General features: G+C 71.8%; 14 protein-coding genes. 2 read left to right on the forward strand and 12 right to left on the reverse strand.

Going from position 1 to position 11,476, the window contains the following annotated elements; genetic code table 11:
• The first annotated feature begins 69 nt into the window (after positions 1-69).
• A complete protein-coding gene (parC, locus tag ACFOMP_RS15510; protein ID WP_379032106.1) occupies positions 70-2,298 on the forward strand; it encodes a DNA topoisomerase IV subunit A in 2,229 nt (742 codons plus the stop codon).
• A gap of 30 nt (positions 2,299-2,328) precedes the next feature.
• Here parC and ACFOMP_RS15515 read toward each other — a convergent pair whose 3' ends face one another.
• The 9 genes from ACFOMP_RS15515 to cbiE all read right to left on the reverse strand — a co-directional run bounded on the left by ACFOMP_RS15515 (position 2,329) and on the right by cbiE (position 8,634).
• The gene (locus ACFOMP_RS15515; RefSeq protein WP_379032109.1) at positions 2,329-2,487 is read right to left on the reverse strand and encodes a hypothetical protein; all 159 of its coding nucleotides are present in this window, start codon (positions 2,485-2,487) and stop codon (positions 2,329-2,331) included.
• 98 nt (positions 2,488-2,585) lie between these two features.
• The gene (locus ACFOMP_RS15520; protein ID WP_289894791.1) at positions 2,586-3,173 is read right to left on the reverse strand and encodes a cytochrome b/b6 domain-containing protein; all 588 of its coding nucleotides are present in this window, start codon (positions 3,171-3,173) and stop codon (positions 2,586-2,588) included.
• On the reverse strand, positions 3,173-3,628 hold the full coding sequence (locus ACFOMP_RS15525) for a c-type cytochrome (protein WP_379032113.1): 456 nt from the start codon (positions 3,626-3,628) through the stop codon (positions 3,173-3,175). The genes ACFOMP_RS15520 and ACFOMP_RS15525 overlap by 1 nt, the downstream gene beginning before the upstream one ends.
• 385 nt (positions 3,629-4,013) lie before the next feature.
• On the reverse strand, positions 4,014-4,322 hold the full coding sequence (locus tag ACFOMP_RS15530) for a hypothetical protein (protein ID WP_379032116.1): 309 nt from the start codon (positions 4,320-4,322) through the stop codon (positions 4,014-4,016).
• Positions 4,307-5,059 carry a precorrin-6A synthase (deacetylating) gene (gene cobF / locus ACFOMP_RS15535; protein ID WP_379032119.1) on the reverse strand — a complete coding sequence of 251 codons (753 nt, stop codon included), beginning with the start codon at positions 5,057-5,059 and terminating at the stop codon, positions 4,307-4,309. The genes ACFOMP_RS15530 and cobF overlap by 16 nt, the downstream gene beginning before the upstream one ends.
• Positions 5,056-6,345, reverse strand: a complete 1,290-nt coding sequence (locus tag ACFOMP_RS15540; protein WP_379032122.1) for a cobyrinate a,c-diamide synthase — start codon at positions 6,343-6,345, stop codon at positions 5,056-5,058. Before ACFOMP_RS15540 ends, cobF begins: the two co-directional genes overlap by 4 nt.
• Positions 6,342-7,115, reverse strand: a complete 774-nt coding sequence (gene cobM / locus ACFOMP_RS15545; RefSeq protein WP_379032125.1) for a precorrin-4 C(11)-methyltransferase — start codon at positions 7,113-7,115, stop codon at positions 6,342-6,344. The genes ACFOMP_RS15540 and cobM overlap by 4 nt, the downstream gene beginning before the upstream one ends.
• Positions 7,112-7,462, reverse strand: coding sequence for a cobalamin biosynthesis protein (locus ACFOMP_RS15550; RefSeq protein WP_379032128.1), 351 nt, complete (start codon positions 7,460-7,462; stop codon positions 7,112-7,114). The genes cobM and ACFOMP_RS15550 overlap by 4 nt, the downstream gene beginning before the upstream one ends.
• The gene (cbiE, locus tag ACFOMP_RS15555) at positions 7,459-8,634 is read right to left on the reverse strand and encodes a precorrin-6y C5,15-methyltransferase (decarboxylating) subunit CbiE (protein WP_379032131.1); all 1,176 of its coding nucleotides are present in this window, start codon (positions 8,632-8,634) and stop codon (positions 7,459-7,461) included. Before cbiE ends, ACFOMP_RS15550 begins: the two co-directional genes overlap by 4 nt.
• On the opposite strand from cbiE, the gene ACFOMP_RS15560 reads away from it, so the two are divergent.
• Positions 8,633-9,370 (forward strand): cobalt-precorrin-6A reductase, encoded by a 738-nt coding sequence (locus tag ACFOMP_RS15560; protein ID WP_379032134.1) that lies wholly within the window; start codon positions 8,633-8,635, stop codon positions 9,368-9,370. The two genes, cbiE and ACFOMP_RS15560, sit on opposite strands and share 2 nt — an antisense overlap.
• Here ACFOMP_RS15560 and cobJ read toward each other — a convergent pair.
• From cobJ to ACFOMP_RS15575, 3 genes are read right to left on the reverse strand one after another with little or no spacing between them, the layout of a single operon-like run.
• Positions 9,346-10,074, reverse strand: coding sequence for a precorrin-3B C(17)-methyltransferase (gene cobJ, locus ACFOMP_RS15565; protein ID WP_379032137.1), 729 nt, complete (start codon positions 10,072-10,074; stop codon positions 9,346-9,348). The genes ACFOMP_RS15560 and cobJ overlap by 25 nt on opposite strands.
• Positions 10,071-10,832 carry a precorrin-2 C(20)-methyltransferase gene (locus ACFOMP_RS15570; RefSeq protein WP_379032140.1) on the reverse strand — a complete coding sequence of 254 codons (762 nt, stop codon included), beginning with the start codon at positions 10,830-10,832 and terminating at the stop codon, positions 10,071-10,073. Before ACFOMP_RS15570 ends, cobJ begins: the two co-directional genes overlap by 4 nt.
• A gap of 2 nt (positions 10,833-10,834) precedes the next feature.
• Complete coding sequence (locus tag ACFOMP_RS15575) at positions 10,835-11,464, reverse strand: precorrin-8X methylmutase (RefSeq protein WP_379032143.1); 630 nt, start codon at positions 11,462-11,464, stop codon at positions 10,835-10,837.
• Positions 11,465-11,476: the final 12 nt, after the last annotated feature.

Genomic DNA, 11,476 nt, shown 5'->3' on the forward strand with positions numbered 1-11,476 from the left:
GGCCGGGCCTTGCGCAAGCCGCGCATTTCCGGCTGGACCGGCGCGGCGCGCGGGCCTATTCAATCGGCCATGTCCGACGACCCGAACATTCCCGATCCCCATGCGGATCAGACCAGCTCCGAGCCGCTGTCGCGCGCCATCGGCGAGCGCTACCTGACCTATGCGCTGTCGACGATCATGAACCGGGCGCTGCCGGATGCGCGCGACGGGCTGAAGCCGGTGCATCGCCGCATCCTGTTCGCCATGCGCGAGCTGCGGCTGTCGCCCAGCGGCGCGTTCCGCAAATCGGCCAAGATCAGCGGCGACGTGATGGGCAACTATCACCCGCATGGCGACGCGGCGATCTATGACGCGATGGCGCGGCTGGCGCAGCCCTTCGCCATGCGCTACCCGCTGGTCGACGGGCAGGGCAATTTCGGCAATATCGACGGCGACAACCCCGCCGCCAGCCGCTATACCGAGGCCCGCCTGACCGCCGCCGCCGAGGCGCTGATGGAGGGGCTGGCCGAGGACGCCGTCGATTTCCGCCCGAACTATGACGGCACGCTGGAAGAGCCCATCGTGCTGCCGGCGGCCTTCCCGAACCTTTTGTGCAACGGCGCGAGCGGCATCGCGGTCGGCATGGCGACCAACGTGCCGCCGCACAACCTGCACGAGGTCATCGACGCCTGCCTGCATCTGATCAAGGCGCCGGATGCCCGCGACGACACGCTGGTCAGCATCATGCCGGGGCCGGACTTCCCGACCGGCGGCGTGCTGGTCGAATCGCGCGAGACCATCGCCGAGGCCTACCGGACCGGCCGCGGCAGCCTGCGGCTGCGGGCGCGCTGGTCGGTCGAGGATCTGGGCCGCGGCCAGTGGCAGGTCGTCGTCACCGAGATCCCCTACCAGGTGCAGAAATCCAAACTGATCGAGCGGCTGGCCGAGGTCATCCAATTGAAGAAGGTGCCGATCCTGGCCGATGTGCGCGACGAATCGGCCGAGGACATCCGCATCGTGCTGGAGCCGCGCACCCGCGCCGTCGATGCCGAGCAGTTGATGGCGGCGCTGTTCCGGGTTTCGGATCTGGAGGTGCGATTCGGCCTGAACATGAACGTGCTGATCGACGGCCGCGTGCCCAAGGTCTGCTCTCTGAAAGAGGTGCTGCGCGCCTTTCTCGACCACCGGCGCGAGGTGCTGGTGCGGCGCTCGAACCACCGGCTCGACAAGATCGCGGCGCGGCTCGAGGTGCTGGAAGGCTACATGATCGCCTTCCTGAACCTCGACCGGGTGATCGAGATCATCCGCCACGAGGACGATCCCAAGGCGGTGATGATCGCCGAGTTCGGCCTGACCGAGGTGCAGGTCGAAGCGATCCTGAACATGCGCCTGCGCGCGCTGCGCAAGCTCGAGGAAATCGAACTGCGCGCCGAGCACGAGAAGCTGACCGCCGAGCGCGTCGAGCTGATGGCCATGCTGGCCGACGAGGGCGCGCAATGGGCGAAGATCGCCGATGAGCTGCGCGAGACCCGGGCCCGGTTCGGCAAATCCGCCCCCGGCGGCCTGCGCCGCACCGAGATCGGCGAGGCCGGCGAGGTGGCCGAGATCGACATGGATGCGATGATCGAGCGCGAGCCGATCACGGTGATCCTGTCGAAAATGGGCTGGATCCGCGCCATGAAGGGCCACCAGCCGCTGGATGCCGAGGTCAAGTTCAAGGACGGCGACGGCCCGTTCATGGCCATCCATGCCGAGACCACCGACAAGCTGATGGTCTATGCCGCCAACGGCCGCTTCTATACCCTGCCGGCGAACAACCTGCCCGGCGGCCGCGGCATGGGCGAGCCGTTGCGGCTGATGATCGACCTGCCGAACGATGCCGCGGTGATCGACCTTTTCCCCTGGCGCGAGGGCGAGCGGTATCTGGTCGCCTCGAAGGCCGGGGACGGGTTCATCGTCGCCGGCGCCGACATCCTGGCGCAGACCCGCGCCGGCAAGCAGGTGCTGAACGGCGAGGCGGCGCTGTGCCGCCGCGTGACCGGCGATCATGTCGCCGTGGTCGGGCAGAACCGCAAGCTGCTGGTCTTCCCGTTGTCGGACCTGCCGGAAATGGCGCGCGGCAAGGGCGTGCGGCTGCAGAAATACAAGGATGGCGGGCTGTCGGATGCGATCTGCGTCACCCTGGCCGAGGGGCTGCGCTGGCAGGAATCCGGCGGCCGGACGCGCAGCGAACCCGACCTGACCGAATGGCTGGGCAAGCGGGCAGGGGCGGGCTACATGGCGCCGCGCGGCTTTCCGCGCGACAATCGCTTCAACTGAAAAAGGGCGGGTCGCATCCCGCCCTTTGCGCTAGCTGTTGGTGCTTGGCGGCGTGGCCGGGCGTTCGACCGGCATGGTGGTCGCGGTCTGGTCGTTGGACATCTTCTTGTGGCCGGGGCAGTCCGCAAGCGCGGGGACTGCGGCCATCGAAAGCGCCAGCGCCAGCGCGACGGTCTTGCTGATCATCATCGGCTCCTTCCTGCGGTTCAGGCATGCCGGACAGGCCAGGGTGCAGGCCCGGCATGTCCCAGCCTGACACGCGGGGACGATTCGATCAATTCCGCCGCCTAGTCCTCACGCACCTGTTTGCGGCCGGTGATCATCGGCCGCACCAGATCCTCGCGCTTCCAGAAGCGATAGAACAGGATCACCGCGACATGCAGCAGCGCCAGCACCAGGATCAGCGAGGCACCCAGTTCGTGCCAGCCCACCGCCCTGGTCCGCGTCGCGCTGCTGACATACGAGGCCAGCGGGCCTACATTGATATAGTCGTCGGGATCCGAGATCAGGCCGCTGCTGACCTGCGCCGCCAGCAGCGCCAGCAGGGCGATGACCGCCAGCGCCCCCAGCGGATTGTGGCCCGGCCAGTAGCTGGGTTCGCGCAGGAACAGGCCGCGCACGTAGCCGGCGACGGCGCCCGGCCCGCGGAGGAAATGCGAGAACCGCGCCGGGGCCGGCCCGACCAGGCCCCAGACCAGCCGGAAGACCAGCAGCCCGGCCACGACATAGCCGCACCAGAAATGCAGGGTCATCTTGGCCGGCCCGAACTGGCCAAGACACCAACCGAGAATCACGAAGAAGGCCAGCAGCCAGTGGAACCCGCGCAGCAGCGGATCCCACAGCCGGACCTCCTGCACCGGGCCGCGCCCGGTCATCAGCTTTTCTCGCGGTAATTGTCATGACAGGCCTTGCAGGCCCCACCCAGCTTCTGGACCACCGGCGCGACATTCTCGGCCCCGCCCTTGACCGCATCGGCGGCACCGGTCGCGGCCTCCTGCAACCCGGCGAACTTGGCGCGGAACGCCTCGAGATCGGTCCAGATGGCGGGCTTGGCGGCGCTGTCCTTGGCATCGGCCGAGCTGCTGCCCTCGATGAACAGGCTGGACAGGTCGTAATGGGTCAGCGCCTCGATATTGGCGGCGGCGCGGCTGGCCGCGGCCTCGTCATAGGCGATTTCGCCCTTGGCCATGCCGGAAAGCGTGCCCATGCTGATCGCCAGCATCTGGTAGAAGCCATGGCGGGCCTCGATGGCCTGATGGATCGGATCTTCCTGTGCAAGCGAAGCCAGCGGGACCGTGGCAAGGGCGGCGGCGGCAAGAATCAAGCGCATGTCGTCATTCCTTTGATGTGGCATGGAGCTGCAATCGGGATTCGCGCCCGCACAGAGTTGCACAGCCCGCCCAATCTGCCAACGCACCGGCCGATGCCGTTTTCGTGAAACCCCCGTGTTGGCGGGATTTTTCCGGCCGGCTCGACCGTTTCCCGGCTTGCGCTTTTTGGCGCCGACGCCGGGCCGGTCTGGCCAGGATTTGGGCAGAATCCCCCCGGGGCCGTCCGATGGGCACGCCGCTCTTGCGCCCTGCCGGGCAGCGGGCGCAAGCTGAAGCCGACGGGGCCGCATTCCCCGTCGGCCCCGCGCCGCACGGGGCCTGCAAGGCAGTGACCGCCGTTCATGCCGCGTCTCCTCCCTCCACGCGGCATGGACGGCGGCTTTTTCAGCCCGCCGGGATGCGCAGCTTCAGGCAGAAGCGCAGCCGGCCGCAGGGCCGGGCATCGCCGATCCAGCCGTTCGGCGCCGCCAGATAGGCGCGGATCGTCGCCGCGATGTCCGAGACATCCTCGGGGCGCAGGCCGTGGAACAGATAGGCGCCGCGCCCCGGCGCCTGCAGCGCCATCAGCAGCGGCCGCGCGTCCCGCACCCGCAGGGCGGCGCGGCGCAGGGCGATGTGCGGGCCAAGCGCGTGCAACGCCTCGGCCAGCGCATCGGCCGCCCGGCCCGGCGGCAGGGTCAGCGTGACCGGCATCGGTCCAGCAGGTAGATGTCCATGATCCAGCCGTGCTCGGCGCGGGCGCGGGCGCGGGTGTCCAGGATGCGGCCGGCGACCGCGGGCAGCGGGCCCCGGATCAGGATCTGCTGCGGCATGCCCAGGAATGCGCCCCACCAGATATGCAGTCCCTCCTGCGCATCGAGGTTCTGGAACGAGCATTCCCCGTCCAGCATGACCACCAGCCGGTCCACGGCCTCGGGCCAGCCATGGTCGCGGATCTGGCGGCCGGTGGTGATCAGCACCGGCGCCGCCACCGCGTTCAGCGGCATGGCATGGGCGGCGCAAAGCGCCTGGATCGCGGTGATGCCGGGGATCACCCGCAGGTTCAGCGGCAGGCGGCGTGCCACCCGTTCCGCGATGCGCAGCGTGCTGTCGTAAAGCGAGGGATCGCCCCAGACCAGCAGCGCCGGGCGGATGGCGCCATGGGCGCGGATCACCTGTTCCCATCTTGCGGCGATGGCGTCGTGCCAGGCCTCGACCCCGTGGCGATAGCCGTCCGAGACGTCGCGCGCCGGCATGTCGAAGACCGCCAGCGGCGGCGGGCTGGCCAGCACCTGCTGGCAAAGCGCCCGGCGCAGATCGGCCAGGTCGGCCTTGTCCTCGCCTTTCGAGGGGATCAGGATCAGGTCGGCATCCGCCATGGCGGCGACGGCCTCGCGCGTCAGGTGGCCGGGGCTGCCGGTGCCGATGCCGATCAGCGCAAGCGCGATCATGGCGCCGCTCCGATCAGGTGGAAGAAGCTGCCGGTGGCCGGACCGCGGCGCGAGCCGGTTTCGGGCACCGCATCGCCATTGGCGTCGGCGACGCGGGCCAGCGGCTCGTCGGGCTGGGCCAGGATGGTGGCGTAATGGAACTCGTGCCCGGCCAGCGGCTGGCGATAAAGCCCGGCCAGCGGTTCGGCGCGGCGATAGCCCAGATGCATCCGCCGCTGGGCGTAGCTGGTCTCCAGCCCCAGAAGCCCGGCCATTTCGTGGCGGGTGCCCTGGGCATCGACCAGCCCGGCGCCCATCGCCATGTAGCCGCCGCATTCGCCATGCACCGGCCGGGTTTCGGCAAAGCGCCGCAGCCCGTCGCGGAAGCGGTCGGCCGCGGCCAGCCGGCCCGCGTGCAGTTCGGGATAGCCGCCGGGCAGCCAGCAGGCCCCGGCGCTGTCGTCCGGCGCCTGATCGGCCAGCGGCGAGAAGGGCAGGATCGTTGCCCCCGCCGCCCGCCAGCCGGCAAGCAGATGCGGATAGACGAAGGAAAAGGCGTCGTCCTGCGCCAGCGCGATGCGGTCCGCCGGCGGCGGCAGCGGGCGGAAGGGTTCCGCCGCGATCCCCCCCGCCGCCGCGGCGACGATGGCGTCCAAGTCCAGATGCCGCGCCGCCGCCGCGCCCGCCGCCGTCAGCAGCGCCCCAAGCGCGGCGTGTTCCTGCGCCTGCACCAGGCCCAGATGCCGCTCGGGCAGCTCGATCCCGGCCTCGCGCGGCAGCACGCCCAGCACCGGGATGGCAAGCTGGTCGAAAGCCTGCCGCATCAGCGCCTCGTGCCGGGCCGAGGCGACGCGGTTCAGCACCACGCCGGCCAGAGGCACGTCGCGCCGCATCTCGCGGAAGCCCAGTGCCACGGCGGCGGCGGATTGCGCCTGCCCCTTGCAATCCATGACCAGCAGCACCGGCCAGCCGGTCAGCGCGGCGATGTCGGCGCTGGCGCCGTTGCCGCAGCCGCCCGCCCGCGCCACGCCGTCGAAAAGCCCCATCGAGCCCTCGGCCAGCGCGATATCCGCGCCGTCCGCCGCGCCGATCAGATGCGCGATCTGCGCCCGGCCCATGGCCCAGCTGTCAAGGTTGAACGATTCGCGCCCGGCCGCGGCGCGGTGAAAGGCGGGGTCGATATAGTCCGGCCCGCTCTTGAACGGCTGCACCACCAGCCCGCGCGCCCGCAGGGCCGCGATCAACCCCAGCGTGACCGTGGTCTTGCCGGACCCCGAGGCCGGGGCGCTGACGATCAGCCCCTTCATTCCGGGAACCGGGGCTCGGTGCCGACCGGGCGGAAGCGGCGGTCGTAATCGCCGGCATAGAGGCGGCTTTCCTCGAAGCCCTCGGCCGCCAGCGCCCGGCCGACCAGGATCAGCGCCGTGCGCTCGCCTTCGCCGATGCCGGGGTCCAGCCCGCCCAGCGTGGCGCGGATGATGCGCTGGTCGGGCCAGCTGGCCCGGAACACCACCGCGACCGGGCAATCGGCGCCGTAATGCGGGATCAGTTCCGCCTGCACCCGGTCCAGCACATGCACCGACAGGTGGATGGCCAGCGTGGCGCCGGTGGCGGCGAAATTCGCCAGGGTTTCGCCCTCGGGCATCGCGGAGGCGCGGCCCGAGGTGCGGGTCAGCACCACCGATTGCGCGACGCCCGGCAGGGTCAGTTCTGCCCCCAGCGCCGCCGCCGCCGCCGCAAAGGACGGCACGCCCGGCGTCACGTCATAGGGGATGCCGAGCTCGCGCAGCCGCCGCAATTGCTCGGCCATGGCCGACCAGACCGACAGGTCGCCCGAATGCAGCCGCGCCACGTCCTGGCCCGCCCGATGCGCGGCGGCGATCTCGGCGATGATCTGGTCGAGATCCAGGGGCGCGGTGTTCACGATCCGCGCGCCGGGCGGGCAATGCGACAGCAGCGCCTGAGGCACCAACGAGCCGGCATAGAGGCAGACCGGCGAGGCGGCGATCAGGTCGCGGCCGCGCAGGGTGATCAGGTCGGCCGCGCCGGGGCCGGCGCCGATGAAATGGACGGTCATGCGGGGTCTCCTTCTGCGATGGCGGCGGTGGCCATGCCGTCTTGCGAGATGACGCGCGGCGCGACGATGCGCGCCCCGGGGCCAAGCGCCGCCAGGGCGGCGGCCTCGGCCAGCGAGCCGGTGCCGTGGCGCGTCAGGATGCGCGGCGATCGGGTGGGGGTGGCGATGCCGGCGATCTCGACGGCCAGCAGCGGCAGGCCGGTCCGCGCCGCCAGCGCCCGGATCACCGGCGCCTGCGCCTTGGCCGGGCTGGTCGCCAGCGCTTCGGCCGCCCCGGCCTCGGCCAGCGCCTCGGCCGGCGAGGCAAGGCTTGCCGCCCGGCGAAAGCCGATGCCCGCCACCCTCATGGCCAGCTCCATTGCGTGACGCTGCGCGCCGGGGTCCAGCCGCGCATCCGGCCAAGCGGCGCGGCCTCCTCCAGCGCGATGCGGGTCAGGCTGCCGCCGCGCGCGGCGTGGAGGGCGACCAGCAGCGCCTCGGTCTCCAGCGTCACCGCGTTGGCCACCAGCCGGGCCGGGGGCAGGGCGTCGATCACGGCGGCGCTTGCGCCGCCGCCGATGAAGATGGCGTCGGGGGGTGGCAGATCGGCCAGCGCCCCGGGGGCAGCGCCGTGAACGGCGCGCATCCAACGCGCCAGCCCGAAAGCGTCGATATTGGCGGCGATATTGGCGATGCGGTCGGCGCGGGGCTCCAGCGTCACCGCCCGGCCGCCGTTCAGGCACCATTCGACGCCGACCGAACCCGAGCCGCCGCCGATGTCCCAAAGCATCTCGCCCGCGCGCGGCCCCAGCGCCGCCAGTGTCATCGCCCGGACGGCGCGGCGGGTGATCTGGCCGTCATGGGCGAAGCTGTCGTCGGGCAGGCCGAAGCCGCGCGGCAGGCCGGCGCCCGGCGGCAGCTTCGCCCCGTCCAGCGCCACCGCGACCGGGGCCGCGCAGTCCAGCGCGAAGTCGTCGTCCGCCCGCGTCTCGCGGATGCGTTCGCGCGGGCCGCCAAGCGCCTCGAGCACCACCATGCGCGTCGCGCCCAGCCCCTGCGCTGCCAGCCATTGCGCCAGGGCGGCAGGGGCGGCGCCGTCGCGCAGCAGGCAGATTGCCCGCGCGCCCCGCGCCATCACCGGGCGCAGCCGGGCGAAGGGCGCGGCGTGCAGGCCGAGGCAGGCCACCTCCTCCAGCCGCCAGCCCAGCCTTGCGGCGGCCAGCGAAAACGTGCCGGGCGCCGGAAAGGCCCGCCATTCGCGGGGGGCAAGCCGCGCGGCGATGCTGCCGCCGGCGCCGTGCCAGAACGGATCGCCCGAGACCAGCGCCGCGACGTGCTGCCCGCGCAGGGCCGGCAGCGGGTCCAGGCTGAAGGGCACCGGCCATTCCCGGCCCCGCGGCCCCGCGATGCCGGCCAGCGCCAGATGCCGCGGCGCGCCGAAGACGATTTCCGCCCGATCCAGCGCATCGCGGCTTGCAGGCGGCAGGCCGGCGAGGCCATCTTCGCCCAGACCGATGATGGAAAGCCAGGGATCAGGCATGACGCGCATCCTTCTGCTGGGCGGCACCACCGAGGCGGGGGCCATGGCCCGCGCGCTGGCCGAGGCCGGGCTGGACGCGGTCTATTCCTATGCCGGCCGCACCGCCAACCCGCTGGCGCAGCCGCTGCCCACCCGCATCGGCGGCTTCGGCGGGCCCGAAGGGCTGGCCGATTACCTGCGGGCCAAGCGCATCAGCCACGTCGTCGATGCCACCCACCCCTTTGCCGGGGGCATGAGCCGCAACGCCATCGCCGCCTGCGCCGGCACCGGCACGCCGCTGATCGCGCTGGAGCGGCCGCCATGGATCGCGCGGCCCGGCGACCGCTGGGTGCATGTCGCCGATTACGAGGCTGCCGCCCGCTCGTTGCCCGGCGACGGCTCGGCGGTGTTTCTGGCCATCGGGCGGCAGAACCTGCAGCCCTTCACCGGGCTGAACCACATCTGGATGCTGCGTTTTGCCGAGGTGGCGGCGCATCCGCTGCGCGACGCGACGCTGATCGTCTCGCGCGGGCCGTTCACCGTCGCGGGCGACATGGCGCTGATGCGCCGCCACGCCATCGCCCATGTCGTGGCCAAGAATGCCGGCGGCCATGCCGCCGAGGCCAAGCTGGCCGCGGCGCGCGAACTGGCCCTGCCGGTGGTGATGATCGACCGGCCGGTGCTGCCGCTGCGCCGCGTCGTCGCCACGCCGGCCGAGGTGATGGCCTGGCTTCATGGCGCGGATCGCGGCGTATAGACCCAGGGCCCGACCCGGCGGGTGGCGCTGTTGCCCAGGATGACGACGCTGCGCATGTCGGCCATCTCGGGCCGGGCTTCGGCCAGGGTGACGGTGCGGATCGCCTCGTCCGGGGTCGAGACGGCGCGGGCGAAACAGATCGGCCGCTCCGGCCCACAGCATTCGCGCAGGATCTGCAGCGCGCGGGCGAAACCCTCGGGCCGGGATTTCGAGCGCGGGTTGTAGAAGGCCATGGCGAAATCCGCCTCGGCCGCCAGGCGCAGGCGCTTTTCGATCAGCGCCCAGGGCTTCAGGTTGTCCGACAGGTTGATGGCGCAGAAGTCGTGGCCCAGCGGCGCGCCGATCCGGGCGGCGGCGGCCAGCATGGCGGTGATGCCGGGCAGGATGCGGATCTCGGGCGTCTCGCCGCGCCCCTCCAGCGCCTCGAACAGCGCCGAGGCCATGGCGAAGACCCCCGGATCGCCCGAGGAGACCACCACCACCCGGCGCCCCCGCGCCGCCAGATCCAGCGCGAGGCGGGCGCGCTCCAGCTCGACCCGGTTGTCCGATGGGTGCAGCACCAGCCCCGCGCGCGGGACGACGCGGGCGACATAGGGGATGTAGCCCACCACGTCGGTCGCCTCGGCCAGCGCCGCCTGCACCTCGGGGGTGACCAGCGCCTCCGCGCCTGGGCCAAGGCCCGCCACCGCGACCCAGCCCGTCATTCGGCGGCATCCGCGGCAGCATCGGACAGCGGCCGGCGGCCGTTGCCATGCACCAGCACGGTGGCGAAATAGGGGCAGGCCGCCAGATCGGCCTGCGCCAAGGGGGTCACGCGCTGGTTGGGCATGGTGCCGCGCTCGACCAGCCAAGCGTCGGCCATGCGCCCGGCCGAGGCCAGCGCGCGGGCGATCTTCGGCAGGTTGCGGCCGGTCTTCATCACCACCACCGCATCGGCGGTGCGCATGTGGCGGGCCAGCTCGGCCTCGGGCAGGGTGCCCATCAGCACCGTCATGGCGTCGTCGCCCCAGGTCATCGGCTGGCCGATGGCGTTCCAGCAGCCGGTCATGCCGGGAATGCCGGGGATGATCTCGACCGGGACGATGCCTTGCAGCCGGGCGTGCAGATGCATGAACGAGCCGTAGAACAGCGGGTCGCCCTCGCACAGCACCACCACGTCGCTGTCGGTGGCCAGCCGCGCCAGCCGCGCGGTCCAATCGTCGTAGAAGGCCGAGAGCAGCCGGTTGTATTCCGGGCTGTCGAAGGGGATCTCGGTGGTGACCGGATATTCCATCGCGTGTTCGACCGCGTCCGGGGCCAGCAGATCGGCGACGATGCGGCGGGCCTGGCCGGCGCGGCCCTTCTTGCGGAAATAGGCGATCTGCCGCGCATTGCGGATGGCGCGTTCGGCGCGGACCGAGATCAGGTCGGGATCGCCGGGACCGAGGCCGGCGCAGATGATCTTTCCGGTTTGGGGGCCCATGGTCATTCCTTCCGGCTGGCCAGCGCGTTGACGGCGGCGACGGTGATGGCCGAGCCGCCCAGCCGGCCGCGCACCACCAGCGCCGGGACGGGCGGGGCGTCGATCAGTGCCGCCTTGGATTCCGCCGCGCCGACGAAGCCCACCGGGCAGCCGATGATCGCGGCGGGGCGCGGACAGGCGGGATCCTGCAGCATGTTCAGCAGGTGGAACAGCGCTGTCGGCGCATTGCCGATGGCGACCACGCTGCCGGCGAGGTCGTCGCGCCACAGCTCCAGCGCCGCGGCGCTGCGGGTGTTGCCCATCTGCGCCGCCAGATCCGGCACGCGCGGGTCGTTCAGCGTGCAGATGACCCGGTTCGCGGCGGGCAGGCGGGCGCGGGTGATGCCCTCGCTGACCATGCGCGCATCGCAGAGGATCGGCGCGCCGTCTTCCAGCGCCTGACGCGCCGCGATGGCCATGCCGGCCGAGAAGATCACGTCGCGTTCCAGCCCCACCAGCCCGGCGGCGTGGATCATGCGCACCACCACCGGCTCTTCCTCGGCGGTGAAGCGGGCCAGGTCGGCCTCGGCGCGGATGGTGGCGAAGGACTGCGCGTAGATCCGGGCGCCGTCGGTTTCGTATCGGTGCAGCATCGGGGTTTCCTG

It is taken from the genome of Paracoccus simplex (genome assembly GCF_042648325.1).
GTDB classification, from domain to species: Bacteria; Pseudomonadota; Alphaproteobacteria; order Rhodobacterales; family Rhodobacteraceae; genus Paracoccus; species Paracoccus simplex.

What these genes read in the sequence shown, in the direction of transcription:
- parC (WP_379032106.1), top strand. Translation starts at nt 70, where the DNA reads ATGTCCGACGACCCGAACATTCCCGATCCCCATGCGGATCAGACCAGC.
- ACFOMP_RS15515 (WP_379032109.1), bottom strand. Translation starts at nt 2,487, where the DNA reads ATGATGATCAGCAAGACCGTCGCGCTGGCGCTGGCGCTTTCGATGGCC.
- ACFOMP_RS15520 (WP_289894791.1), bottom strand. Translation starts at nt 3,173, where the DNA reads ATGACCGGGCGCGGCCCGGTGCAGGAGGTCCGGCTGTGGGATCCGCTG.
- ACFOMP_RS15525 (WP_379032113.1), bottom strand. Translation starts at nt 3,628, where the DNA reads ATGCGCTTGATTCTTGCCGCCGCCGCCCTTGCCACGGTCCCGCTGGCT.
- ACFOMP_RS15530 (WP_379032116.1), bottom strand. Translation starts at nt 4,322, where the DNA reads ATGCCGGTCACGCTGACCCTGCCGCCGGGCCGGGCGGCCGATGCGCTG.
- cobF (WP_379032119.1), bottom strand. Translation starts at nt 5,059, where the DNA reads ATGATCGCGCTTGCGCTGATCGGCATCGGCACCGGCAGCCCCGGCCAC.
- ACFOMP_RS15540 (WP_379032122.1), bottom strand. Translation starts at nt 6,345, where the DNA reads ATGAAGGGGCTGATCGTCAGCGCCCCGGCCTCGGGGTCCGGCAAGACC.
- cobM (WP_379032125.1), bottom strand. Translation starts at nt 7,115, where the DNA reads ATGACCGTCCATTTCATCGGCGCCGGCCCCGGCGCGGCCGACCTGATC.
- ACFOMP_RS15550 (WP_379032128.1), bottom strand. Translation starts at nt 7,462, where the DNA reads ATGAGGGTGGCGGGCATCGGCTTTCGCCGGGCGGCAAGCCTTGCCTCG.
- ACFOMP_RS15560 (WP_379032134.1), top strand. Translation starts at nt 8,633, where the DNA reads ATGACGCGCATCCTTCTGCTGGGCGGCACCACCGAGGCGGGGGCCATG.
- cbiE (WP_379032131.1), bottom strand. Translation starts at nt 8,634, where the DNA reads ATGCCTGATCCCTGGCTTTCCATCATCGGTCTGGGCGAAGATGGCCTC.
- cobJ (WP_379032137.1), bottom strand. Translation starts at nt 10,074, where the DNA reads ATGACGGGCTGGGTCGCGGTGGCGGGCCTTGGCCCAGGCGCGGAGGCG.
- ACFOMP_RS15570 (WP_379032140.1), bottom strand. Translation starts at nt 10,832, where the DNA reads ATGGGCCCCCAAACCGGAAAGATCATCTGCGCCGGCCTCGGTCCCGGC.
- ACFOMP_RS15575 (WP_379032143.1), bottom strand. Translation starts at nt 11,464, where the DNA reads ATGCTGCACCGATACGAAACCGACGGCGCCCGGATCTACGCGCAGTCC.